This window comes from Nitrosomonas oligotropha (genome assembly GCF_009833085.1).
GTDB lineage: Bacteria > Pseudomonadota > Gammaproteobacteria > Burkholderiales > Nitrosomonadaceae > Nitrosomonas > Nitrosomonas oligotropha.
This window is the reverse complement of sequence record NZ_QRBZ01000004.1, coordinates 31956-58159: the sequence shown is the minus strand read 5'-3', so window position 1 is coordinate 58159 and position 26204 is coordinate 31956. Positions and strand designations below refer to the sequence as shown.

General features: G+C 52.2%; 23 protein-coding genes. 6 read left to right on the top strand and 17 right to left on the bottom strand.

Features of this window, described 5'->3' with window-relative positions; translation table 11 throughout:
• The first annotated feature begins 238 nt into the window (after positions 1–238).
• Both ABD07_RS02025 and cphA read left to right on the top strand, forming a co-directional pair.
• Positions 239–2566 carry a cyanophycin synthetase gene (locus ABD07_RS02025; RefSeq protein ID WP_160816899.1) on the top strand — a complete coding sequence of 776 codons (2328 nt, stop codon included), beginning with the start codon at positions 239–241 and terminating at the stop codon, positions 2564–2566.
• Positions 2563–5136 carry a cyanophycin synthetase gene (cphA, locus tag ABD07_RS02020; RefSeq protein ID WP_160816898.1) on the top strand — a complete coding sequence of 858 codons (2574 nt, stop codon included), beginning with the start codon at positions 2563–2565 and terminating at the stop codon, positions 5134–5136. The genes ABD07_RS02025 and cphA overlap by 4 nt, the downstream gene beginning before the upstream one ends.
• A 439-nt stretch (positions 5137–5575) precedes the next feature.
• Here the strand turns inward: cphA and ftsZ are convergent, their stop codons facing one another.
• The 16 genes from ftsZ to mraZ all read right to left on the bottom strand — a co-directional run bounded on the left by ftsZ (position 5576) and on the right by mraZ (position 23291).
• Complete coding sequence (gene ftsZ, locus ABD07_RS02015) at positions 5576–6727, bottom strand: cell division protein FtsZ (protein WP_108697601.1); 1152 nt, start codon at positions 6725–6727, stop codon at positions 5576–5578.
• 68 nt (positions 6728–6795) lie between these two features.
• Complete coding sequence (gene ftsA / locus ABD07_RS02010; RefSeq protein WP_107804139.1) at positions 6796–8034, bottom strand: cell division protein FtsA; 1239 nt, start codon at positions 8032–8034, stop codon at positions 6796–6798.
• Between the two features lie 20 nt (positions 8035–8054).
• The gene (locus tag ABD07_RS02005; RefSeq protein ID WP_160816897.1) at positions 8055–8831 is read right to left on the bottom strand and encodes a cell division protein FtsQ/DivIB; all 777 of its coding nucleotides are present in this window, start codon (positions 8829–8831) and stop codon (positions 8055–8057) included.
• A complete protein-coding gene (locus ABD07_RS02000; RefSeq protein WP_160816896.1) occupies positions 8821–9738 on the bottom strand; it encodes a D-alanine--D-alanine ligase in 918 nt (305 codons plus the stop codon). The genes ABD07_RS02005 and ABD07_RS02000 overlap by 11 nt, the downstream gene beginning before the upstream one ends.
• Complete coding sequence (gene murB, locus ABD07_RS01995; protein ID WP_420813483.1) at positions 9738–10727, bottom strand: UDP-N-acetylmuramate dehydrogenase; 990 nt, start codon at positions 10725–10727, stop codon at positions 9738–9740. The genes ABD07_RS02000 and murB overlap by 1 nt, the downstream gene beginning before the upstream one ends.
• A 13-nt stretch (positions 10728–10740) precedes the next feature.
• The gene (murC, locus tag ABD07_RS01990; protein ID WP_160816895.1) at positions 10741–12168 is read right to left on the bottom strand and encodes a UDP-N-acetylmuramate--L-alanine ligase; all 1428 of its coding nucleotides are present in this window, start codon (positions 12166–12168) and stop codon (positions 10741–10743) included.
• Complete coding sequence (gene murG, locus ABD07_RS01985; RefSeq protein ID WP_160816894.1) at positions 12158–13249, bottom strand: undecaprenyldiphospho-muramoylpentapeptide beta-N-acetylglucosaminyltransferase; 1092 nt, start codon at positions 13247–13249, stop codon at positions 12158–12160. Before murG ends, murC begins: the two co-directional genes overlap by 11 nt.
• Entirely contained in the window at positions 13246–14406 is a 1161-nt protein-coding gene (gene ftsW, locus ABD07_RS01980) for a putative lipid II flippase FtsW (RefSeq protein WP_108697596.1), read from the bottom strand. Before ftsW ends, murG begins: the two co-directional genes overlap by 4 nt.
• Positions 14407–14409: 3 nt before the next feature.
• Positions 14410–15825 carry a UDP-N-acetylmuramoyl-L-alanine--D-glutamate ligase gene (gene murD / locus ABD07_RS01975; protein ID WP_160816893.1) on the bottom strand — a complete coding sequence of 472 codons (1416 nt, stop codon included), beginning with the start codon at positions 15823–15825 and terminating at the stop codon, positions 14410–14412.
• Positions 15822–16907 carry a phospho-N-acetylmuramoyl-pentapeptide-transferase gene (gene mraY / locus ABD07_RS01970; RefSeq protein WP_108697594.1) on the bottom strand — a complete coding sequence of 362 codons (1086 nt, stop codon included), beginning with the start codon at positions 16905–16907 and terminating at the stop codon, positions 15822–15824. Before mraY ends, murD begins: the two co-directional genes overlap by 4 nt.
• Positions 16898–18301: a UDP-N-acetylmuramoyl-tripeptide--D-alanyl-D-alanine ligase gene (locus ABD07_RS01965; protein ID WP_160816892.1), complete on the bottom strand. Its 1404-nt coding sequence runs from the start codon at positions 18299–18301 to the stop codon at positions 16898–16900. Before ABD07_RS01965 ends, mraY begins: the two co-directional genes overlap by 10 nt.
• Positions 18298–19845, bottom strand: coding sequence for a UDP-N-acetylmuramoyl-L-alanyl-D-glutamate--2,6-diaminopimelate ligase (locus tag ABD07_RS01960; protein WP_160816923.1), 1548 nt, complete (start codon positions 19843–19845; stop codon positions 18298–18300). The genes ABD07_RS01965 and ABD07_RS01960 overlap by 4 nt, the downstream gene beginning before the upstream one ends.
• Before the next feature lie 5 nt (positions 19846–19850).
• A complete protein-coding gene (locus ABD07_RS01955; RefSeq protein WP_160816891.1) occupies positions 19851–21575 on the bottom strand; it encodes a peptidoglycan D,D-transpeptidase FtsI family protein in 1725 nt (574 codons plus the stop codon).
• Positions 21572–21874, bottom strand: a complete 303-nt coding sequence (gene ftsL / locus ABD07_RS01950) for a cell division protein FtsL (RefSeq protein ID WP_132426984.1) — start codon at positions 21872–21874, stop codon at positions 21572–21574. The genes ABD07_RS01955 and ftsL overlap by 4 nt, the downstream gene beginning before the upstream one ends.
• 4 nt (positions 21875–21878) lie before the next feature.
• The gene (gene rsmH, locus ABD07_RS01945; RefSeq protein WP_160816890.1) at positions 21879–22823 is read right to left on the bottom strand and encodes a 16S rRNA (cytosine(1402)-N(4))-methyltransferase RsmH; all 945 of its coding nucleotides are present in this window, start codon (positions 22821–22823) and stop codon (positions 21879–21881) included.
• 21 nt (positions 22824–22844) lie between these two features.
• A complete protein-coding gene (gene mraZ / locus ABD07_RS01940) occupies positions 22845–23291 on the bottom strand; it encodes a division/cell wall cluster transcriptional repressor MraZ (protein WP_160816889.1) in 447 nt (148 codons plus the stop codon).
• A gap of 316 nt (positions 23292–23607) precedes the next feature.
• Between mraZ and ABD07_RS01935 the strand changes: the two genes are divergently transcribed.
• Entirely contained in the window at positions 23608–24225 is a 618-nt protein-coding gene (locus ABD07_RS01935) for a DNA-3-methyladenine glycosylase family protein (RefSeq protein WP_160816888.1), read from the top strand.
• 49 nt (positions 24226–24274) lie between these two features.
• Here ABD07_RS01935 and ABD07_RS01930 read toward each other — a convergent pair whose 3' ends face one another.
• Positions 24275–24427, bottom strand: a complete 153-nt coding sequence (locus ABD07_RS01930; RefSeq protein WP_160816887.1) for a hypothetical protein — start codon at positions 24425–24427, stop codon at positions 24275–24277.
• 2 nt (positions 24428–24429) lie between these two features.
• Between ABD07_RS01930 and ABD07_RS01925 the strand changes: the two genes are divergently transcribed.
• The 3 genes from ABD07_RS01925 to ABD07_RS01915 all read left to right on the top strand — a co-directional run bounded on the left by ABD07_RS01925 (position 24430) and on the right by ABD07_RS01915 (position 26181).
• On the top strand, positions 24430–25230 hold the full coding sequence (locus ABD07_RS01925; protein WP_160816886.1) for a hypothetical protein: 801 nt from the start codon (positions 24430–24432) through the stop codon (positions 25228–25230).
• Between the two features lie 223 nt (positions 25231–25453).
• On the top strand, positions 25454–25870 hold the full coding sequence (locus tag ABD07_RS01920) for a nucleotidyltransferase substrate binding protein (RefSeq protein ID WP_160816885.1): 417 nt from the start codon (positions 25454–25456) through the stop codon (positions 25868–25870).
• Positions 25870–26181: a nucleotidyltransferase family protein gene (locus tag ABD07_RS01915; protein WP_160816884.1), complete on the top strand. Its 312-nt coding sequence runs from the start codon at positions 25870–25872 to the stop codon at positions 26179–26181. The genes ABD07_RS01920 and ABD07_RS01915 overlap by 1 nt, the downstream gene beginning before the upstream one ends.
• The last annotated feature ends 23 nt before the right edge of the window (positions 26182–26204 follow it).

Sequence of the window (26204 nt, the reverse complement as noted above, 5' to 3'; positions counted from 1 at the left end):
AACTTTTGTCAACAAAAAGAACCATAAGACGAGTAATCGATAATTATTTTATGCCGGTTACTTCATGCAGAATGATCATGTTTACAATTTATCTAATTGATTCGTAATTAACTTAATCAGTTATACTGTAATTTCCTTGAGAGTAGCCTAAGTGACGTTTGTAAAAATTGTTTTGTTTTTTGTAAACCTATCAATTTGAGTAACGTTAATAGCATCTCTTCTTACCGATTCAAATGCCATGTCTGACTCCTTAAATTTAGGCTGCGATAGTACTAAAGATATCAAATTTCTTGAAATCAAACACTTAAATGGTCCCAACATGTGGACTTATTATCCCGCTTTGGAAGCAACCGTGGATATTGGTGAACTGGAAGATTTTCCTTCCGATAAGATTCCAGGTTTTTATGAGCGGCTTTCCGAATGGTTACCGTCTCTGATTGAGCACCGTTGCAGCTATGAAGAACGCGGCGGTTTTTTGCGCCGTGTCAAAGATGGCACTTGGCCGTGCCACATTCTTGAGCATGTCACTCTGGAGCTTCAGAACCTGGCGGGTATGCGCGGCGGCTTTGGCAGAGCGCGTGAAACTTCGGTGCGCGGTGTTTATAAAGTCGCATTAAGCGCCTGGCAAGCGGAAATCACTACAGCTGCTTTACATTCCGCGCGTGAATTGGTTTTAGCCGCGATGAATTTTCAGCAATCCGACTCCCCATTTTATGATGTCGAGGGAGCAATCGAGCATCTTCGCGATATGGTCGATTCGCTTTGGCTCGGACCTTCCACAGCATGCATTGTAGATGCTGCAATGGCTCGTAATATTCCAGCCACCCGACTCATTGCAAAAGGAAATCTTGTGCAACTGGGCCATGGCGCGCGCTGCCGCCACATCTGGACAGCCGAGACAGACCGGACACCCGCCATTGCCGAGGGTATTTCCCGTGACAAGGATCTGACAAAATCATTGTTGCAATCCTGCGGTGTTCCTGTTCCGGAAGGGCGCATTGTCGAAAGCGCCGAAGCTGCTTGGGAAGCGGCGAATGACATTGGCATGCCGGTTGTCATAAAACCTTGCGATGGAAATCATGGACGTGGCGTTTTTATTGAGTTAAGCCAGCGGGAAGAAATCGAATCGGCTTACCGCATGGCGTTACGGGAAGGGACGGAGGTACTGGTCGAACGCTATATTGCCGGAACCGAGCATCGTTTGTTGATTGTCGGTGGACGCCTGATAGCGGCTACGCGTGGCGATTCAGTATCAGTCATAGGAGATGGCGTCTCAACCATTGCCGAGTTAATCGAATCGCAAATCAATTCCGATCCACGGCGTGGATCGACAGAAGATCATCCGCTCAATTTGATCCGGTTGGATAGCGCGGCACAGATGGAAATCGCTCACCAAGGGTATCAGCGTGATTCCGTCGTGCCAACCGGCATTAAGGTTTTGATTCAACGCAATGGTAATCATGCGTTCGATGTGACCGATCAAGTTCATCCGTCGACGGCGTCTATTGCATCACTAGCAGCGCGCGTCATCGGTCTGGATATTGCCGGTATCGATCTGGTCACCAGCGATATTTCACGTCCATTGAATGAACAAGGCGGCGCCATAGTAGAAGTCAACGCAGGTCCAAGCTTGCTGATGCATATTAAACCGGCGGTTGGTAAACCCCGGCCGGTCGGAAAAGCGATTGTCGATCACTTATTTCCAGACCAGGAAAACGGCCGCATTCCCATTGTTGGAATTTCCGGAAGTTATGGCAAAACATCGGTTGCTTACCTTGTTGCCAGATTGCTTGTTCTGTCCGGCAAGCAAACCGGTTTGGCTTGCAGCGATGGACTGTATCTGGACTATCGGCAAATTGATAAAAACAACAGCGCCAACTGGGCGGCAGCTAATCGCACCTTACTCAATCCGACAGTTGAAGCTGCTGTTTTTGAAAATGGTTTTGATGTGCTATTGAATGAAGGACTGGCATACGATAGTTGCCAGGTAGGTGTAATCACCAATATCGATCCTGCGCACCATTTTGGCCGTCACGGGATTGAAACGCATAAACAGGTTTATACGGTGCTCCGTTCGCAAGTCGATATGGTGACACCGACCGCTGCGGCCATTGACGATGTGGAAAAAGATATAAAACTACCGGTCGGCGCGGCAGTCATCAATGCGAACGATGAAATGCTGGTTGAAATGTCCGAGTTGTGTCACGGTGAAGTGATTTATTTCAGCATTGAACCGGAGCTACCCGTGATTAAGCAACATTGCGCAAGTGGAACCGGACCTACGCAGGGCAAACGCGCTGTAGTAGTCCGCAATGGCAGAGTTGTACTGATATCGGGTTCAAATGAATTGGTACTGATCAACCTGCGTGAGATCGCTTCAGAAAGCGGGGCGAAAAGCACGCAGGCAATCGAGAATATATTGGCAGCTGTGGGTGCCGCTTGGGCATTAGGCATTGAACCGAATCTTATACGTGTTGGAATTGAGACATTTGGTTTCAGTCAAGAGAAGTACAAACCTGAAAATCAGAATCTTCTGGAATTACAAACACAAGGAATTAAGTTATGAAAGTTTTACGCATACGCGCTTTGCGCGGACCTAATTTGTGGAGTCAGCATACTTCGATTGAAGCTACCGTTTTTTGTAGTGGATCTGAAAATAGTATTGATACCATTCCTGGCTTTGAAGCACGGCTACGTGAGCGTTTTCCAGAGATTTCCTTACTCCAGCCCGCCGGTCATCATGAAGCGGTCACCATGGCTCATGTACTCGAATTTGCCACGCTCGGTTTGCAAGTGCAGGCAGGTTGCCCGGTAACATTCAGCCGCACGGTACAAACACCGGAAGCCGATACCTATCGCGTTATCGTAGGATATAGCGAAGAGAAAGTTGGCTTGCTGGCTTTTGAACTGGCGCAAGCTTTATGTATCTCCGCTATTGATGATAGCGTTTTTGATTTATCCGATGCACTGCATCGCTTGCGCGAACTCAATGAAGATATCCGCCTGGGCCCGAGCACCGGTGCCATTGTGCAAGCCGCAGTGGCGCACGGTATTCCGTTCCGCCGCTTGACCGAAGGCAGTCTGGTGCAATTTGGCTGGGGCAGCAAACAGCGCCGCATTCAAGCATCAGAGAGCGATCGCACCAGTGCCGTCGCAGAATCGATTGTGCAGGATAAGGAATTAACGAAAACTTTACTGCATGCCGCCGGCATCCCGGTTCCGCTCGGCCGGGAAGTGAAGGATGTCGAGGATGCTTGGGCAGCTGCTTGCGAAATCGGCGTGCCTGTCGTGATAAAACCTCAGGATAGCAATCAAGGCAAAGGTGTCACTGTTAATCTTGTCACCGCTGAACAAGTCAAAGCGGCGTACATGATCGCAGCCGAAATCAGTGATAATGTTCTGGTGGAGCGTTATATCCCCGGACATGATTACCGCATGCTGGTTGTCGGTAACAAATTGGTCGCTGCCGCCCGGCGCGAACCGCCGCAAGTCATTGGCGACGGCGTGCACAGCATTTATGAACTGGTGGAGCAAATCAATCGCGACCCCATGCGCGGCGAGGGCCATGTCACTTCATTAACCAAGATACATCTGGATGAGATATCCGTCGCGCATTTAGCCGCGCAAGGATTGACCGCCGAGTCGATCCCTGTAAAAGGAATGCGCGTGGTATTGCGCAAGAATGCCAATTTATCAACAGGGGGCACGGCGACCGACGTGACCGACGATGTGCATCCCGAATTGGCGGCACGCGTAGTTGCTGCTGCGAGAGTGGTAGGGCTGGATATTTGCGGTGTTGATGTGGTTTGCGACAATGTCATGAGCTCTTTAGAAGATCAAGGTGGTGGCGTTATTGAGGTAAATGCGGCGCCCGGTTTGCGGATGCACTTGCAGCCATCGTATGGAAAAGGCCGCGCAGTGGGCGAAGCCATTATTGATTACATGTTTCCCCAAGGCGAGGATGCACGCATTCCCGTGATCGCCGTTACCGGCACCAACGGTAAAACAACGACAACCCGTCTGATCGCCAACGTTCTGCAGAGAGATCAAAAACGCGTTGGTGTTACTTGCACCGATGGTGTTTATGTCGACGAGCAGTGCATCGACACCGGAGATTGCAGCGGGCCGAAAAGTGCAAGAAATATTCTTTTTCATCCCGATGTCGATGCTGCCGTGTTAGAAACCGCACGAGGCGGTTTGCTGCGCGAAGGCCTGGGATTTGATCGTTGTGATGTTGCCGTTGTAACCAATATTGGCATGGGCGATCATCTTGGCATGGCATATATCAATACAGCCGAAGAGTTGGCTGTGGTTAAGCGGATTGTTGTGCAGAATGTAACGCCCAATACCGGTTATGCGGTGCTAAATGCGTCTGATCCGCTGGTTGCCAGCATGGCTGAACATTGCCCCGGTTCGGTTATTTTCTTTGCTCAAGATCGCCATCATCCGGTGCTGGCTATGCATCGCGCGCAGCATAAACGTGTTATTTACGTTGAAAGCAGCTGCATCGTCGCTGCGAGTGAAACTGTTGAATACCGTATCCCGTTAAATGAAATCCCCCTGACGAAGAACGGCAGCATCAATTTCCAAATTGAGAATGTAATGGCTGCTATTGGTGCTGGCTGGGCGCTCGGCCTGGAATGGGCGGTCATTCATGCCGGTGTCGCTAGTTTTATCAGCAATACGCAAACAGCACCGGGCCGTTTTAATCTCTTTAATTACCGCAATGCAACTTTGATTGCCGACTACGGCCATAATCCCGATGCGATCCAAGCCTTGGTCAGCGCGATTGATAATATTCCGTCAAAGAAACGTTCCGTTGTTATCAGTGCTGCAGGCGACCGGCGCGATGAGGATATTCGTCAACAGACACGAATCCTCGGTGATGCATTTGATGAAGTGGTGCTGTATCAGGATCAATGCCAACGCGGCCGTGCGGATGGTGAAGTATTGTCTTTATTGCGCGAAGGTTTGGGTAATGCCAAACGCACGCAAAAAGTCAGTGAAATCTTTGGAGAAGCGATTGCCATTGATGCGGCTTTGTCCAATTTGCAGGACGGTGAGTTATGTCTTATTCTGGTCGATCAAGTTGAACAATCACTGGGACAAATCAATAACCGTATTGCACTCGGATAATCGGGCTATTTTTTAGATGTGAGCGTTATGCAATTTCATGGTGAGGTGAATCATGAATAACTTACGCTCATATCGCTATCACAGTCTTTACCAAAAGCTCAAAATCAAGAGCAATAACGAATTGCTCTTCATCACTTTCCCGGCAGTATTCGCAATGAATGCGAAGCACTGCATTGACAAGACGTTACGAATCCGGCCCCCGGCTTTATTAAGTCATTCCACTCATCTACTCAAAGCTGCAAAAATCCAGTAATCAGTTTGCTCTGAGCAAGTTACAGCATATCTAAAGCTACTTCGCGGCTTGACTATCGCAACAGACTTGCCGGGCTGAATACCCCGCCTCATACGGCGGAGTATTCAGTGCTTTCTTTAATTCTCTGATTTCCAATTTTTCACTCCCAAAGATGGGGAAAATTAAATCTTGAGAAATTAAATCGGATTAATCGGCTTGTCTTCTCAAGAAAGCGGGGATATCCATTGGATCAACGCCCGATTGACGCATCGCTGCGACGGTGGCGTTACCTCTTCTGCCCGTGCGCATTACGGCCGGTTCTTCAGTGGAAAACACGGAATCCCTATCATCGGTACCGGTGCGTGTATGCACCACGGTTAACGGAGAATTTTGGCTTTGGCTGACCAAGCTGCCCAATCCGGTAGCCACCATGGTAACGCGCAGATTATCGGCCATATTCTCATCAATGACGGTGCCGACAATAATCGTTGCATCTTCGGCGGTCAGGTCTTTAATCGTGTTCATCACTTCATGCACTTCGCGCATTTTCAGCGATGAGCTGGCGGTAATATTCACTAGAATGCCGCGCGCTCCGGACAAGGAGATATCCTCGAGCAGCGGACTTGATACCGCGCGTTCGGCTGCAACCCGGGCGCGATCGACACCCATCGCAATGGCTGAGCCCATCATCGCCATACCCATTTCCGACATCACGGTTCTAACGTCGGCAAAATCAACGTTGACCAGACCTGGGCAATTAATCACTTCGGCGATACCGGCTACCGCGCCGTACAGCACGTCGTTGGCTGCTTTGAATGCATCCAGCATGGAAATATCATTGCCTAATACCATCATGAGCTTATCGTTCGGGATCACGATCAACGAATCAACATGCTGTGACAACGCTTCCATCCCCGCTTTGGCAGCCGCCAAGCGCTTTCCTTCAAATGCAAACGGTTTGCTGACAACAGCCACGGTTAAAATGCCCATTTCCTTAGCGACTTGCGCCACCACCGGAGCAGCACCGGTACCGGTACCGCCACCCATGCCAGCGGTGATAAACAACATATCCGCGCCTTGAATCAATTCAGCGATGCGGTCGCGATCTTCCAGCGCGGCTTCCCGGCCAATTTCAGGATTCGCTCCGGCGCCCAACCCCTTGGTAATACCCGTACCCAGTTGCAGTACCGTTGGCGCTTTATTGCTTTTCAATGCCTGGGCATCAGTATTCATACTGATGAACTCAACGCCTTGCATGCCGTTCTGGATCATATGATCCACAGCATTGCTGCCGCACCCACCAACGCCGACAACTTTGATGACTGCCTCTTGAGTTTCGTTATTCATGATTTCGAACATATTGTTTCTCCTTTAGTACATTGAAATTAAAGCCGCCTGACTGCTAATACAACCCGTGAAATTTACTATTAAAAATTTCTTTGAAACCACCCCTTCATTCTGGAGAAAATCTGCTTGGCAGAACCTCCTTGTAATCTTGAACCATGCTGATGCTGCAACTGTTCGATACCCGCCAGAATCAAGCCGATCCCGGTCGAATAACGCGGTGTATGAATCACATCTTTCAAATTGCCATGATAATTCGGCAAACCCAATCTGACCGGCATGTGAAAGATTTCCTCGCCCAATTCCACCATGCCGCGTAACGAAGCGGATCCGCCCGTGATCACGATGCCCGATGACAGCAATTCTTCAAATCCGCTGCGGCGTAATTCCGCTTGCACCATGCAATACAGTTCCTCTGCCCGCGGCTCGATCACTTCCGCCAGCGTTTGCCGCGAAAGTTGCCGCGATCCCCGGTTGCCGACATCGGGAACTTCCACCATCTCTTTCGTATCGGCCAGACTTCTCAGTGCGCAGCCGTAGCGGCACTTGATATCTTCCGCGCTCTTGGTCGGCGTACGTAAGGCCATCGCAATATCATTGGTAATTTGGTCCCCGGCAATCGGAATCACCGCGGTATGGCGAATGGCGCCATGCGTGAATACCGCGATATCGGTTGTGCCACCGCCAATATCGACCAGACAGACACCCAAATCTTTTTCATCATCGGAAAGCACGGCCATGGCCGAGGCCAGTGGCTGCAATATCAAATCGCGTACTTCCAATCCGCAGCGATGCACGCACTTGACGATATTCTGCGCCGCCGAAACTGCGCCCGTGACAATGTGCACTTTCACTTCCAGCCGTATGCCGCTCATCCCCACCGGTTCACGCACATCTTCCTGGCCGTCGATGATGAATTCCTGGTTCAGAATGTGCAGAATCTGCTGATCGGCCGGAATATTGACCGCTTTCGCCGCTTCCATCACCCGTTCGACATCTTTCTCAGTGACTTCCTTATCCTTGATAGGCACCATGCCATCGGAATTAAAACCTTTGATATGGCTGCCAGCAATGCCGGTATACACTTCATGTATCTTGCAATCCGCCATCAGTTCGGCTTCTTCCAATGCGCGCTGAATTGCATTCACCGTCGTCTCGATATTGGCCACAACACCTTTTTTCAATCCGCGCGATGGATGGCTGCCCAAACCGATCACTTCGAAACCGCCTTCCGGAATCACCTCGGCGACAATGGCAACAATTTTCGATGTGCCAATATCAAGACCGACAATCAAATTTCTATTTTCTCGAGCTTTATTCATCTAATCCCATCTCCGTGGTCTCACGTTTCTCTCCTCGCGCCGGATTTACGTGGTACTTGTTGCATCACTTCAGGCATGCGGATGGCAAAACCATTGGGATAACGTAAGTCAACATACGCCAATGGTTCTTGCTGATTTAACCGCGCAATACTGTGGTTATATACTGAAACATAACGAACCAATCTCTCTTCAATCTCATTCCGCCCCAACTCCAGAACCGTTCCAGTATTCAATTGCAGACGCCAGGCATAGCGCGGGGTCAGGCTTATTTCCGCAATATGCTGCTGCAATGGCGTCAGTATCTTGTTAAAGCGCCGGAATTTCTGCGCCACTTCTTGCGCGCTGGCCTCATTTGGGCCGGTAAACACCGGTAAATCAGTATCAACCGTCACCCGGAACACCTCACCGTAGGTATTGACCAACGCATGACTTCCCCAGTAGGCCAAGGCTTCATGCTCTTCCAGTGTCACATTCAAACCATGCGGCCATTCCCTTTTCACTCTGGCTTCACGTACCCAGGGTAATTTTACAAAAGCTTCGCGCACCGCAGTGAGATTTACCGAAATAAAATTTCCTTCAATTTCATTTCTGACCAATTGCTCAATTTGCTCGCGCGTCACATGCTGCAATTCAACCTTTTTTTTCTCTTTCCCGTGAATCACTTGCACATTAATTTCTTTAATCGGAAACAACGGTGGCTGAATAAGCCGCAAGCTGATCGCATACAGCACCGCCATTGCCACCAAAGTGAGCAATATTTTGGATAACAGATTCAAGGCGTGATGGTTATTCCACATGCGCCAGATCCAGTATTTTCAAAACCAAGTCTTCGAACGAAATTCCGGCCGTTCTTGCCGCCATCGGCACCAGACTGTGGCTGGTCATACCGGGCGAAGTATTGGCTTCGAGGAAATAAAACTGATTGGTTTCACTCAAGATCAGATCAACCCTTCCCCAGCCCTGACAACCTAACACCTGGTACGCCTTTAATGCTTCTCTCTGGATCGCCGTTTCCAATTCCGCCGGTAAACCGCTCGGGCAAAAGTACTTCGTCTCATTGGAGAAATACTTCGCTTCATAGTCGTAAAGCTCACCCGCAATTTCAATCCGCACCACCGGCAGCGGCGTTTCACCCAGAATTGCCACGGTCAATTCCTTACCGGCGATAAATTCTTCCGCCAGCACCAATGCATCGTGCTCAGCAGCCAGTTGATACGCTTTTGCCAAATCCTGCTTATGCTTTACCTTGCTCAAGCCAATCGTGGAGCCTTCCCGCGCCGGCTTGACGATCAGCGGCAAACCCAATGTTCCGGCGACTTGTTCAAAATCGCTATCCGCTTGCAGTACTGCGTAACGCGGCGATTGAATACCGGCCGCCTGCCAGATCAATTTGGTGCGCCATTTATCCATCGCCAATGCGCTGGCCATCACACCGCTGCCGGTATACGGCAATCCCATTAATTCCAGCGCGCCCTGGATAGTGCCATCCTCGCCAAAACGGCCGTGCAGTGCGATAAAAGCCCTATCGAAACCTTGCTGCAGCAGTTTTTCCATGGCTTGCTCAGCCGGATCGAAAGGATGCGCATCGACGCCGCTGCGCAATAACGCATCCAGCACCGCTTGTCCGCTTTGCAGAGATATTTCCCGCTCGGCCGACCGGCCGCCCAGCAGAACCGCAACTTTGCCGAAACGCTGCGCGGTCATTATGTCAGCCTCCTGGCGTCACCGATGATCCGGACTTCCTGCATCAATGCGACGCCCATTGCTTTTTTAACCCTGCTTTGCACCATCATGATCAACGCTTCAATATCCGCCGCGCTGGCAGCACCGGTATTGACGATAAAATTGGCGTGCTTAGGCGACACCATCGCGCCGCCAATGTGGCATCCCTTCAAACCGCATGCTTCAATCAAACGCGCTGCGTAATCTCCTGGCGGATTGCGAAATACCGAACCGGCATTCGGCAGATTAAGCGGTTGACTGGCTACCCGCTGCGCCAGCAACGCCTTGATGCGTTGCCGCGATTGCGTTTCTTCGCCTTGCACCAAGCGGAAATAGGCGCCGGTAAACCACTCGGCTTCCATCGCACCGGCCGGTTCGCTGTGCCGTTTCACACTGCGATAAGCAATCGCGTATTCACCGGGCTGGCGCATTACGATCTCTCCGCTGCGCTTGATAATCTGTGCTTGCGCCACGATTTCCCAGGTTTCCGAACCGTAACATCCGGCATTCATCGCCAGCGCACCGCCAACCGTGCCCGGTATTCCGGCCAGAAACTCCGCTCCGGCCAGATGATGCTTGGCGGCAAACCGCGCTACCTTGGCGCAAGCCACACCAGCGCTCGCGTAGATGAGCCCGCCGGATTGATTCTGCTCGACCAGCCGCAAATCGTTTAAGCGCGCATGCAACGCCACCACCGTGCCGCGCAGCCCGCCGTCCCTGACCAGCAAATTGCTGCCCAGGCCAATGACGTGAATGACTTCGTGCGGCGACGCACGCAGAAAATCCGCCCAGTCGTCCAGATCCGCCGGTTGGTAGTAACGATCCGCATAACCGCCCGCCCGCCAGGTTGTATGTTTGCTCATCGGCTCATTGAGGCGCATTTCGCCCCGCAATGCGGACACGCCTGTGTCACCGGTTGTTTGATCGGCTACTGGCATGGCAAATCCCGTATTGTGCGGCAAAGCGGTCATGTCTCATCAATCCTCAGCATTCATAGCCATTAACCACGGTCAGCTTCTTTCCCATTTGCGCAATGTGCGGCGCCACTCGCGCTACCGAACCCGCGCCCATCACTAGCACAACATCGCCGTCTTGCACGATATCCAGTATCGCTGCCGGTAAATCGTCCACTTCCTCGATATAAATCGGCTCCACTTTGCCCTGCACCCGGATTGAACGCGCCAGCGACTTGCTATCCGCCGCGACAATCGGCTCTTCCCCCGCGGGATAAACTTCCGTCAGCAGCAATACGTCCACCTGGGATAAAACACGAGTGAAATCCTCGAATACATCCCGGGTGCGGGTGTAGCGATGCGGCTGAAAAGCCACTACCAGTCGGCGGCCTGGGAACGCGCCGCGCGCCGCTTTAATGGTTGCCTCCATTTCCGCCGGATGGTGTCCATAGTCATCCACCAGGGCAAAACTTTTCTGTCCGCTGAAGCGGATATCGCCGTACTGCTGGAAGCGCCTTTCGACCCCTTTGAATTCCGACAACGCTTTGACGATCGCGCTATCCGGCACACCGATTTCATTCGCCACCGCAATCGCCGCCAACGCATTCTGAATGTTATGCAAACCAGGCAGATTCAGGGTGATATCGAGTTTGCGGGCGGAGCCGTTCACACCGACCACCGCGGTGAATCTCATCCGGCGATGATCTTGCCGGATATCGATGGCGCGCACTTGCGCTTCTTCGCACAAACCATAAGTTGTGATCGGTTTGGTAATCGACGGCATCACTTCGCGGATGTTGGCATCGTCCATGCAAACCACCGCCATGCCGTAAAAAGGCAAGTGCTGCACGAAATCCACAAAAGTCTGCTTTAAGCGGCTGAAGTCGTGACCGTAGGTTTCCATATGATCCGCGTCGATGTTCGTCACGACAGCGAGCATCGGTTGCAAATACAAAAACGAAGCATCCGATTCATCCGCTTCGACAACGATGAATTCGCCTCTGCCCAGTTTGGCATGACAACCCGCTGCTTCCAGTTTTCCGCCGATGACAAAAGTCGGATCCATATCCGCTGCCGCCAGAATACTGGCAATCAAGCTGGTGGTGGTGGTTTTGCCGTGCGTGCCGGCAATCGCGATACCGCTGCGCAAGCGCAGCAATTCCGCCAGCATCATGGCGCGCGGCACAACGGGAATATTTTTGTTTTTGGCGGCGATCACTTCCGGATTGCCGGGTTTCACCGCCGTGGAAGTAACCACGACATCCGCTCCCGCAATCTGCTCGCTGGCATGCCCTGCATAAACCTTGATGCCGAGCTTGGCCAAACGCTGCGTCACCGGGTTATTCATCAAATCGGAACCGCTGACCTGATACCCCAGGTTGACAAAAACCTCGGCGATACCGCTCATGCCCGCGCCGCCAATGCCGACAAAATGGATATGTTTGACTTTATGCTTCATGCAGTGCTCCGCTCAATTCGATACAACCTTCAGCCACGATCCGGGTAGCTTCCGGTTTTGCTTGGCTGCGCGCCGCCATCGCCATACCGAGCAATTTTTCCCGGGTTAAATCCGTCAATAAATCAGCTAGCTTTTGCGCTGTCAATTCCTGCTGTGGCAACAACACGGCGGCACCGTGGCGGGAAAGAAATTGCGCATTGCCGGTTTGATGATCGTCGACAGCATGCGGATACGGCACCAGAATGCTGGCGACACCGGCCGCGCTTAATTCCGCGACCGTCAGCGCACCGGCGCGGCACAACACCACATCGCAGTCCGCGTAACGCTTGGCCATATCGTCGATAAACGCCGTCACTTCGCCATCCAATTGCAGTTCCCGATAGATTGTTTTAACCGTTTCGATTTGCGCTGTACCCGTTTGATGCACCACTGCCGGACGCACATTCTCCGGCATTAATTTAAGCGCTTGCGGTACCACGGTATTCAGAACTTGCGCCCCCAGGCTGCCGCCCACAACGAGCACATTCAACTTGCCCTGCCGTTCCTGGAAACGTTTTTCCGGCGTTTCCATGTGTGCAATTTCCGCACGCACCGGATTACCGGAGCAAACCGTTTTATCCCGATCACCTTGGATAGCGCCGGGGAAGCCGAGAAAAATTTTATCCGCCAGCTGCGCCAGAATTTTATTGGTTAACCCTGCGACCGAATTCTGTTCATGAATTACCAATGGCTTGTTGAGCAGTGAGGCCATCATGCCGCCCGGAAAAGCCGGATAACCGCCCATGCCGAGAACCACATCCGGTTTTACCCGTTGAATAATCCGCAGGCTCTGCCAGAACGCCTTGAGCAAACGCAGCGGCAGCAGCAACCATGTAACCAACCGTTTACCCCGCAATCCGGAAAAACTGATTATTTCGGTTTCATAGCCTCGTTGTGGCACCAGTTTTAATTCCATTCCAGCCTCGGTTCCGAGCCAAACCACGCGCCAACCGGCTTGCCGCAAGTAATCGGCCACCGCCAAACCCGGAAACACATGCCCGCCGGTACCGCCTGCCATAATTAATATGGTGTGCGCACTCATACGTTCAGCCCCCGCAGCCGCTGCCGGTTTTCCCAGTCGATGCGCAGCAAAACCGCCAATGCGATACAATTCGCCGTGATACTGCTGCCGCCAAAACTCAGCAGCGGCAGCGTCAATCCCTTCGTAGGCAAGACGCCCATATTCACGCCCATGTTGATCAACGCTTGCACGCCGATCCAGACGCCGATGCCCTGCGCCACCAAGGCCGCGAAAGGACTGTCCAATTTGGCTGCCAGACGGCCAATGACAAAAGCGCGCATAATCAGCCAGGCAAACAAAACGATCACGGCAGCGACACCGGCAAAACCCAATTCTTCAGCCAATACCGACAGCAAAAAATCGGTGTGCGCTTCGGGCAAATAGAACAGTTTCTCGACACTGCCGCCCAAGCCGACGCCGAGCCACTCGCCGCGCCCGAACGCGATCAGCGCATGACTGAGCTGATAGCCCTTGCCATACGGATCGGCCCAGGGATCCATGAAAGCAACCACGCGATTCAACCGGTACGGCGAACTCAAAATCAACTCATACAAACCGAACGCCAGGATAGCGATCAGGCTGACAAAAATTTTCAAACTGACACCGCCGAGGAACAGAATCGACATCGCCAGTGCGGCCACCACGAAGAAAGCGCCGAAATCCGGTTCCAGCAGCAATAACGCACCGACGACGGACAACACAACCGCGATCGGCACAAACCCCTTGAAGAAAGAATTCAGATCGGCTGCCTTACGGTTAACGTAGTCGGCGGCGTACAACACCATGCAGAACTTCATGAACTCGGACGGCTGGATATTCACCACGTACAGCGAAATCCAGCGCTGACTGCCGTTCACTTCATGCCCGATGCCCGGAATCAGCACCAATATCAGCAAAAAAATGCTCAGCATCAGCAGATAGGTCACGTATTTCTGCCACATCTGCATCGGCACTTGAAAAGCGATCAGTCCCAGCAGTAACCCGACACCCAGATAGGCACTATGGCGCAGCAAATAGTGGCCGGCCCGGTCGGGACCAAATTGCGCTTCGGCAATGGCGATCGAAGCGGAATAAATCATCACCAAACCGATACTCAGCAACAGCAAAGCAGACCACACCAGCGCCTGATCATAATCGGCGGTTATTCTTGGTTTCTGATTGTTTGCTTGGTAAATCATCGGTTAATGTTTTTTCTGTCCAAAACTGAAAAATTTGTTTTCCATATCTTTGACGGCCGCGACAAATACTTCCGCGCGGTGAATATAATTTCTAAACATATCGAAACTGGCGCATGCCGGTGAAAGCAAGACCACATCGCCGGATTGCGCCAGCAAGAAACTCTTTTGCATGGCTTCTTCCATGGTCACGGCAAAATGCAACGGCACGCCGCAGTCTTTCAATTCATTCGCAATCATGTTGGCATCCCGGCCAATCAGCACCACGGCACGGGCATTATTGGCAACCGCTTCCCTCAGATAGGAGAAATCCTGCCCCTTACCGTCGCCACCGGCGATTAATATGACGTTTTGCTTCATGCCGCTTAAGGCTGCCACGGTTGCACCCACATTGGTACTCTTGGAATCATCAAAAAAAGTAACGCCGTTAAATGCGGCGACTTTTTCCATGCGATGCGGCAAGCCGCGAAATTCGCGCAACGCGGTCAAAAGCGGATCGATGGCCACACCCAGGGCGCGGCACATGGCTAGTGCCGCCAGCGCATTGACCGCATTATGCAAACCGTTGACCACCAGCTCGGAAGTTTTCATTAATTGCACATCGCCTTCCATCAGCCACAAGTCGTCGCCGTCGTGCATGAGACCGAAATCGGCATGGCCGGGCGGCTCATCGACGCCGAAAGTAATCTGTTTTCTGTCCGGCAGCGCCATGGCACAGACACCGGGATCGTTCCGGTTGAGCACCTGTATGCCTTTACCGGCCTTCTCATGCAGAAATACTCTGGCTTTGGCGATGGTGTAATCGCTCATGCCGGTATAGCGATCCAAATGGTCTTCGCTCAGATTCAACACAGTCGCCACATCCGCATTCAAATTGTGCGTCGTTTCCAATTGGAAGCTGGATGTTTCCAGCACCCAAGCCTGCGGCCAATCGCCTGCATCGATCCGCTGCATCAGCGCATTCAGCACCGCAGGGCCGATATTTCCCGCCACTTCCACATTCCAGCCGGATTTCTTCAACATCGCGCCGGTCATCGCCGTAACCGTCGTTTTTCCATTCGATCCGGTGATGGCGACCACTTTCGGTTTGGGCCGGTTGCTTTGCTCCAGCGCCCAGGAAAAAAGCACCATATCGCCGATTACCGGCACGCCGCGTTGCACCGCTTGCTGCACGCACGGATCGGCCAATGGAACGCCTGGGCTGATGGCGATCATATCGATATCATTGAAAATGGATGCCGTGAATTTGCCTTTATGCAGCTGCACGGACGGAAATCCCGCGCTGATTTGCTGCCAGTTGGGCGGCTCGGAGCGGCTATCCGCAGCGCGCACCGTGGCGCCCTGGCGTAGCAGCCATTTCACCATGGACAAGCCGGTTTCACCCATCCCCAGCACCAGAACTGTTTTATCTTGCACATTCATCGTAATTTTAATGTCGACAATCCAACCAATACTAAAATAAAGGTGATGATCCAAAACCGGACCACCACCTGATTCTCTTTCCAGCCTTTCAATTCAAAATGATGATGCAATGGCGCCATGCGGAACACCCGCTTGCCCAGCAGCTTAAACGAGGCCACCTGCAACATCACGGATAGCGCTTCCACGACAAAAACGCCGCCCATAATCACCAGCACAATCTCCTGCCGCACGATGACGGTGACGATTCCGAGTGCAGCACCCAGCGCCAAGGCACCGACATCGCCCATGAAAACCTCGGCGGGATAAGCGTTAAACCACAAAAAGGCAAGCCCGGCACCGGCCATAGCGCCGCAGAATATAGCCAATTCGCCCGCATTGGGGATATAAGGAATGCCCAGATACTTGGCGAATACCACGTGCCCTGAGGCGTAAGCAAAAACAGCCAGCGCACTGCTGATCATGACGGTCGGCATAATGGCCAAACCATCAAGACCGTCGGTCAGATTGACTGCATTACTGGTGCCGACAATAACAAAATAAGTCAGTATGACAAAACCAGCCGCACCCAGCGGAATCGCCACTTCCTTAAAGAAGGGCACGATCATGTCCGTTTGCGCCGGGATTTCCGCGATGGAAACCAAATACAGCGCAACGATCAGCGCAATCAGCGATTGCCAGAAAAATTTAGCGCGCGCGGACAATCCTTTCGGATTGCGGTAAACCACTTTGCGGTAATCATCGACCCAGCCGATCACGCCGAATCCCAGCGTGGTCGCGAGCACCACCCAGACATAGCGATTGTTCAGATCCGACCATAAGAGAGTCGTCAATACGATCGACATCAGTATCAAAGCGCCGCCCATGGTGGGTGTACCGACCTTGACCAAATGCGTTTGCGGACCGTCGTCACGCACCGATTGTCCGATTTTGTAAGCCGTCAGTTTACGGATCATCATCGGGCCGATGATGAAGGAAATGACCAGGGCAGTCAGCGTAGCCATCACCGTGCGGAGCGTAATATAACTGAATACATTGAATGCGCGGATGTCCTGCGCCAGCCATTGTGAAAGTGTCAGCAGCATGACGGCTCCCTCGGCTGCTCCAGTTGCCGCACTACCCGCTCCATGCGCATAAAGCGCGATCCTTTCACCAGCAAAGTCACATCATCCGCCAGCAAGCTTTCGGTCGCATGCAGCAGTTCGTCGATATCGTTGAAATGCCGCGCGCCCTTGCCGAATGCTTCTGTGGCGTAAGCGCTCAACTCACCCAGTGTGAATAATTGATCCAGCCCGGCATTGCGCGCATCGCGCCCGATCGTGCGATGCAGATCAATGGCGGACTTACCCAATTCGCCCATGTCGCCGAGCACCAGTATTTTTTTCCCCGTCGTAGCAGCCAAGACCGCGAGAGCGGCGCGCACGGATTCGGGATTGGCGTTGTAGGTATCGTCAATCAACAGGGCATGGTGCAAACCGGATTTTTTCTGCAACCGTCCTCTCACGCCCTGGAACGATTCGAGTCCAGCGGCGATCGATGCTTTCCCGACACCCGCTGCGACAGCCGCTGCCGCTGCTGCCAAAGCGTTATAGACGTTGTGCACACCGGGTGCTTGTAACTTCACTTCCACAATGCCATCCGGCAATTTCAACTGAATCCTGTTGCTCAACCGGTCTGCCTGATACTCGGCACTCACCAGCGCTTTTTCGCGCAAACCAAAATCGGCAATCTTGCGTGCACCGGCGCATTCCCGCCACAAAGCAGCAAAGCGATCGTCCGCATTGATCACCGCCGTTCCCTGCTGATCCAATCCGGTAAATATCTCTGCCTTGGCGCGCGCAACCGTTTCAACGGAACCCAAGCCTTCAATATGCGCGGCGCCGGCATTGGTAATGATGGCAATGCCCGGTTTTGCCAGCTGAGTCAGGTAACCGATCTCGCCAACATGATTCATACCCATCTCAATCACTGCATAGCGATGCTGTGGCCGTAAACGCAGCAACATCAGCGGCACGCCGATATCGTTATTCAGATTTCCTTCGGTGGCCAGAATTTGCTCGGCTGGCGCAGCCGTGGTGACTTCACCGCCTGCGGTTGCTTGACGCAATATCGCGGCGATCATTTCCTTGACCGTGGTCTTGCCGTTGCTGCCGGTCACGGCGATGAGCGGCAGCGTAAAGCGGTTGCGCCAATACGCGGCCAGTTGCCCCAGGCTTAAGCGCGTGTCCTGCACGTGCAGCACTGGAATCCCAGCGGATAAAGTATTTTCACCGGCCGATTGCGGCACCAGCGCGGCGGCGGCGCCATTTTCCTTGGCGCTCGCGACGAATTCACTGCCATCGAATCTTTCGCCGGTTAACGCCACAAATAAATCGCCCGGCTTGAGCGTGCGGCTATCCGTGCTCACTCCGGTGAATAATCCGTCTTGCCCATTCCATCCGGCCTGCAATACTTGCGCCGCTTCCCGGATCGTCATCATGATTGCACCCGCACTTTCCTGGCCAAATCTTTCAGCACCTGCTGCACAATGTCGGCATCGCTGAAAGGAATTTTCCGGCCCTGTATTTCCTGATACTTTTCATGGCCTTTACCTGCGATCAGCACGATGTCGTTGCGCTGTGCATTGGCGATTGCCTGATAAATGGCCAGCGCCCGGTCGCTTTCAACCTGGTAATTGTCCGCGCCCGCACCTGCTGTGATGTCTTTAATAATGCTCAAAGGATCTTCCGTACGCGGATTATCGCTGGTAAAAATGACTTCATCCGCCAATCGGGTGGCAACCTCGCCCACCATTGCACGTTTGCCTTTATCGCGGTCACCGCCGCAACCGACCACGCAGAACAACCGCGCATTCCGGCCGGATGTCCGCTTTTTCGATTGCGCGCTGCGCAACAGCTCACGTGACGTGCACAGCACTTTTTCCAGCGCATCCGGGGTATGGGCGTAATCGACGATAACAATCGGCTGGTCAATCCCTTCGTATTTTTCCATCCGGCCCGGAATGGATTGCACACTGTGCAGCGCCCGGACCGCGTCCGGCAACCGGATTCCGCTTGCCAGCATTGCCGCCACGACAGCCAGCAAGTTCGATGCGTTAAATTTACCCAGCAAACCAATTCTCAAATGTTCGCGATTATCCTCAAATTCAATATCAAACTCCAGTCCATGCAGATCAACTTTTAAATTGGATCCGTAGACCATTTTGAATTGCCTTGCATAGCGTTCTTCCGGATAGTGAAATCCATAACCGATGAAGGTGGTGGATTTGCTGGCCAGCTGCCGCGATAACTCGACCCCCAGCACATCGTCCATGTTGACCACCGCATAGCGTAATCCGGGCCAGAAAAACAGACGCGCCTTGGCTGCGGCGTAGGCATCCATATCCGGGTGATAATCCAAGTGGTCGCGCGATACATTGGTCAGCACGGCAATCGCAAATGTGGTGCCGTTAACCCGTCCCTGCACCAGGCCGTGCGAGGATACTTCCATCGCCACGCCATGCGCGCCCTGGTCAACAAATCGCGCCAGCGAACGTTGCAGCACCGCGGCATCAGGCGTTGTATTCTCCGCCGCTTCCAACGCGCCGCAAAAACCATTTCCCAATGTTCCCAGCACCGCTGTTTTTTTACCCAGGCTGGTCATGGCTTGCGCATACCAGTGACTGCACGATGTTTTGCCGTTGGTGCCGGTAATGCCGACCATCCATAATTTCTCCGACGGCTGATCATAGACGTGGCTGGCAATCAGTCCCGCTTTAGCTTTCAACCCATCGATTGCCAACGCCGGGATCCGCCATTCGGGGTTCCACGTGAAATTCTGCGGATCCCACAAAACCGCATTGGCGCCCGCAGCAATGGCTTGCGGGATAAATTTGCGCCCATCGGTGATATCACCGGCATAGGCAAGGAATGTATCGCCGGGCTGTATCTGGCGGCTGTCCGTGACCAGATTTTTAACCGCAACACCCAGCTCATCCAACCGATGATAATCAAACAACTGGGATGTTTTTTTCTTCATCGTCATCGCAGTCATCCTTCGTCACCCATTTCAGGGGTCGCGGTAAAGGTAACGACATTATTGGCCGGTGCATCGGGCGGAATATTCAGGATGCGTAAAGCACCGGACATGACTTTACTGAAAACCGGCGCTGCCACCGCGCCGCCGAAATATTTTCCAGCGGAAGGCTCATCGATCATCACGGCGATGATCAGGCGCGGATTCGATGCTGGCGCATACCCCACAAACGTGGAGATATAGCGCTTATTGGCATATTGACCATCGATCAGTTTATGCGCCGTACCCGTTTTACCGGCCACGCGGTAGCCGCTGATCTGCGCCAGCGGCGCTGTGCCACCCGGTTTGGTAGCCATCTCCAGCATGCGGTTCATCGCCTGCGCGGTATCGCGCGAGATGACGCGCTGCCCCATCACCGGCATGTTTTGTTTCAAGAGCGAGATCGGCTTTAATTCGCCGCCGCTGGCAAAAATCGTGTAAGCACGAGCCAATTGCATCAAACTGGTCGATATACCGTGACCGTACGACATGGTGGCTTGTTCGATCGGACGCCATTTGTTGTAAGGCCGCAATATACCGCTGGCTTCACCGGGGAAACCCGATTTCGTCAGCGTGCCGAATCCGGAGCGGTTAAACATCTCCCACATCGTTTGCGATTCGAGCGACAACGCAATTTTTGCCGTTCCGACGTTGCTCGACTGCTGAATGATTTGCGCGACGGTCAATTCGCCTTTGTTGCTGACATCGCGGATGGTTTTTCTGCCCACTTGCCACATGCCCGGCGCGGTTTGCAGTACCGTATTGGCATTGACTTTGCCGATTTCCATCGCAATCGCCACGGTAAACGGTTTTAACGTCGAACCCGGCTCGAACGTATCGATCAGCGCGCGGTTACGCAGCCGTTCATTGGTAATCGATGATCGTCTGTTCGGGTTGTACGCCGGTAAATTGGTCAAGGCCAGAATCTCACCGGTTTGCGCGTCCAGTACAACGATGCTGCCCGCCTTGGCGTTATTGGCCAGCACCGCTTCTTTTAATTCCGCATGGGCGCGATACTGGATTCTTCTATCGATGGATAACACCAAATCCGCGCCCGGTTTGGGCGGACGGATGTTTTCCACATCCTCGATGATCTGTCCTTTGTTATCCTTAAGTACACGGCGCCGTCCCAACTCGCCCGCGAGCGTATCTTGCCAGCCGCGCTCCACGCCTTCCTGACCTTCGTCGTTGATATCGGTAAAACCGAGCACATGCGCTGCATATTCACTTTCGGGATAGTAGCGTTTGGATTCGCTGGCGAAATAGATGCCTTTGATCTTCAACTTCATGATCTTTTCGGCGATATCCGGCACCACTTGCCGTTTCAAATAAACAAACCGGCTGTTTTCCCGTTTGATGCGGGCATCGATCTCGGCGCTGTCCATTTCGAGCAAACCGGCTAATTGCTTCAATTGCTCCGGCTTGATATCGATCACTTTCGGATCGGCATAAACAGAAGCGACCGGCGAACTGATCGCCAGAATATGGCCATTGCGGTCGGTAATCATGCCGCGGTCGGCGTTCATTTCCACTATGCGGCTGTAGCGCGATTCTCCTTTTTCCTGAAGAAAATCATGATTCATTCCCTGCAAGTAAGCCGCACGTCCCGCCAAAGCAATCAAACCGAGCGCCAGGAAACCAAACAACAGCCGTGAGCGCCACGCTGATAGTTTGATTTGCCGTACTTCGGGTTTGATCATGGTTTTAACCCTTCCGTGTTCAAGCGGTTTTCTGCATCGTTAATGGATACAATTTGTATGCTGGAAGCGGCGGGCACTGTCATATTCAACCGCTCTTTCGCAATCTGCTCGATCCGCCCGTGCATGATTAATGTGCTTTGTTCCAGTTGCAATCTTCCCCATTCCACATCCAGCTTGCGCTCGATTCCTTTTTCATTTTCCAGCGCCATAAACAGTTTGCGCACCATGTGCTGCGAGGTCACCACGCCCAGCGCGCTCGCGATCAATATAAAAACCAGAAAAATGTTCAGTTTGAACATTCTGTTACCCGTTTATGGTTACTCTTTCAGCCACACGCATCACCGCACTCCTAGCGCGCGCATTGTCCGCCACTTCCTGTTCTCCCGGACGCACTGCCCGGCCGATCACACGCAGCGTTTGATTACTGAACCGCAGCAGATCCTTTTCTTGCAGCGGCACGCCGCGAGGCAGTTCGTCCATGCTGGAAGCCTTGCGCATAAATAGTTTGACCATGCGATCCTCCAAAGAGTGAAAACTGATCACCACCAACCTTCCGCCCGGATTCAGCAACTCCACACACTGCGGCAAAACGAGCGACAATTCCTCAAGCTCCTGGTTGAGATAGATCCGTATCGCCTGAAAAGTGCGCGTCGCCGGATGCCGGATAATTTCCCGCTGGCGCTGCCGCGAACGCAAAACCGCTGCGACAATCTCGGCAAGTTGTGATGTGGTAACAATAGGCTGCCGCGCTCTTGCCACAATAATCGCTCTTGCAATCTGCCGAGCAAACCGTTCTTCGCCATATTCCTTGATCACCCATCCCAGTTGATCTTCCGTGGCTGTCGCCAGCCACTCCGCTGCTGTTTGGCCCTTCGTTGTATCCATGCGCATATCGAGCGGCCCATCGGCGCGGAAGCTGAAACCGCGTGAAATTTCTTCCAGCTGCGGCGACGACACGCCCAAATCGAGCAAGACACCGTCTATTTTGGCGATTCCCAGCTCTTGCACGATCTGCCGCAATTGCGAGAAACTGCCGTGCCGGATACAAAACCTTTTGTCCTCAATCGCTTCACCCGACTTCACCGCAACCGGATCTCTATCCAGGGCGATTAACCGGCCATGCTCACCCAATCGCGACAAAATCAACCGGCTATGACCACCGCGCCCAAACGTTGCGTCTACATACACGCCTTCCGGTTTGATCGCCAATGCATCGACCGCCTCGTGCAACAACACCGAAATGTGCATGAATCGCTGTTACCGCTTCACTTACAATGAAAAGCCATCCAGCTCAGGCGGCATATCGCCATCCTTGAAAGCCAGCGCATCTTCAATTTGTAAATTCCATTGCACTTCATCCCACAACTCAAACTTAGCCCCCTGGCCAACCAAAACCACATCCTTGGATAAACTGGCAAAAAGGCGCAGCGGCGGCGGCAGCAAAATGCGGCCAGCAGCATCCATCTCGACATCACTGGCATTACCCACCAGCAGCCGCTGCAAATTGCGGGTCTTCGAATCAAAACTAGAAAGATTATTGAGTTTTTGTTCTATCGGTTCCCAGGCTGGCTGAGGATAAATCAATAAACACTTTGAAGGATCGACAGTGACGATCAAATGCCCTGAGCAGGTAGACATCAGCTCGCTACGGTATCTTGCGGGTATCGCAAGCCTACCTTTTGCATCAAGACTAAGTTGCGTGACGCCACGAAACATGCTGTCTCCTCAAATTAAAGGAAAATCCATCGAGACTCACCAAATTTTCCCACATTTTCCCACCACTTCCCACTTTAATCAAAAAATCCCTGTTAGTCAAGCAAGTAATTGGGTTTTTATAGTTATATGACAAAGACTTAAACGTGATGCGGATTGCCATCGGATAGGCAGCAAAATGTTCAAATAAATAAGATAGATAGAAGAAAAATGAAATGTGAACTGTCAATTCTGCTGAAGAAATGACTGCTGGCAGGCTTGTTTACGCCGGTAAAAAACTGCACACTGCACGGCTTTAATTTCCCACTTTGACATCGCAATGACACCCCAATACTGGACCCAAGCCACACAAGAATTGGCGGCATGCGATCCCGTCATGCAACAATTGATCGGACAGTTTCCCGATGCCACGCTGGTCTCGCGCGGCTGCGCATTCACCACGCTGGCGCGCTCCATCGTCGGACAGCAAATCTCCGTCAAAGCCGCCGAAAGCGTCTGGCAAAAAGTGATCGGCGCGATTCCGGAGATTTCACCGCATACCATCGCCGCAGCCGGGCAGGAATTACTGAGAGCGTGCGGATTGTCCGCGAGAAAAGTCATCTATCTGCACGATTTATCGCGGCACTTCCGCGAAGGGGATTTGAATGAAACGGCGTGGGAAGGTCTGGACGATGAAAGCATCATCAAACAACTGATTCAGGTCAAAGGCATCGGCCGCTGGACGGCGGAAATGTTCCTGATTTTCCACCTGCACCGTCCGGATGTGCTGCCGCTGGACGACATCGGCCTGCAACGCGCAATGAGCCTGCACTACCTTGACAAACAACCGGTCGACAAAAAAACCATGCTCGAACTCGCCAAGCCATGGCAGCCCTGGCGCTCGGTCGCAACCTGGTACTTATGGCGCAGCTTGGATCCGCTGCCGGTGGCGTATTGAAATTCTGAGTCTCTTGTTAAATTGACGCATTCCAATCATGAAGTTACACTCAACCAGGTAACCTCAAAATCGCTCTACGCCTGGCGTGTGATTCCAGTTCGATGGCAAACGACAGCACATTGCTGATTACCGCATCTTTAACGAAAGAACGAAAGTAATTCTTGGCGGCACCCAACTTGCCGTCGACGCTCAAATAGGACAAACATGCCACTATCATTACAAGACAGAACTCGTTTATATGGTGCACTCCGATCGGAGCTAAATAAGTCTTCCGTTCAGGATATTCGGAATACAGTAGCTGCTGCTGGTTTTGATGTTTCGCAGATTACCGCAAAGGCCGAAGCCCGAAGCGGCCTCGGTAGCAGAGCCGAAGTAATGCCGATTATTGATCGGCTATATGGTCAAATGCATGAAGATCAACAAGAAGTGGCATTGCGTATTTTGGCGGAACGACTCATCGGTCGTGATGATGAGGTCGATTCTAATGTGCAAGACATATTGAGTCGACATGGATTTCAATACCTATATGGCACTTTCGTTCCCGTAGCTGCACTGGACGCCCGCGAGTCCAGATTCATACCTCTATCCGCAGCGACAGAGTTAGCTCGAGCAATGTCCCGTCTTCTTGATGGAGACTATAGTGGAGCAATAACTTCTGCCTGTGGAGCCGTAGACTCAGTTACACAAGATATTTATAAAACACATGATCTCGGCGATCCAGGCAAGTCGTCATTCCAAACAAAGGTGAATACCGCACTTCAACGACAAAAAGTTTTTGAAAATATGACTCAGGAGTTTGAGCAAATTGGAATGAAGCAAAATGATGTCAATGAATTGATATGTGAAATGAGAAAGGCTAGTAATCATGCGGCGCAAGCACTCCAAATACTACGCCGGACAATGGGTGATACGCATGGCTCTAAGCCCGCACTTCGCCAAACCGCATACGATGCTATCAAATGGTCATCAGCTCTTTGTGGAATTCTTGAACGTGCGGAGGAATAACCAACAAGAAAATATTACTACCGAAATCGGATCTTGAATTGTGCGCACACAAACATTCAAAACTATTCAACAAGCAGCATTTTTAATTGCCGTATTTAGAAAAGCAGCTGTTTTGTGGTGAGAAATTTACCACTTACTTTCTTGAATCCGCTTCCTTTCTTCCATCATCTTCTTTCCTCTGGGTATTCGTTTATAATCCATCATTCCATCCGGTTTATAGCCCATGATCGACTACCAATACTTTCAGAAATCGCTCAATCACTTGCAGGCGCAATTTCTGAATTACCAATCGCTGGATCCTGCATTACCGGAGTTAATGCAGGAAGCGGTCGCGGAGTCGGTGATTCAGCGTTTTGAGGTGTGTTATGACTGCTTGTGGAAAGTGCTGAAACGCTACCTGGTTGAGGTATTGGGTATTCCGGAAGTGCCGAACAGTCCAAAGCCGATTTTTCGATTGGCTGCCGAAAACAATTTGCTGCCTTCCGCTGTTGAGCGATGGCTGGATTACGCCGAAGCGCGCACCCATACCACACACGATTACAGCGGCGAAAAAGCCAAGGCATGTTTGTCGCTGATGGGTGATTTTATTCGCGATGCTACTGCGCTCTACCAATTACTCAGCAAGCAGACAGAACACTAATGCAGGATATTGATATTACGCCGGATCAGCGCAAAATCCTGCTCGATCTGCTGAATGACTATCTGCTGGACGTGACGGTCTGGGTTTACGGTTCACGCATCAAAGGAACGGCGCGCCCGCAATCCGATTTGGATTTGGCGGTTTTTGCATCCGCGGAGCAGAAGCGGGCAGTCGCCGCGTTGAAAGAAGCATTGGAAGAAAGTCAGCTGCCGTTCCGGGTCGATTTGTTTGTTTGGGATGAAATCCCAGCGCAGTTTCGCGAAAATATTCAGCAGGCGCATGTGGTTTTGGTCAATCCGCGTTCGTCGTAACAGACTCTTAAGGTTTATCATTC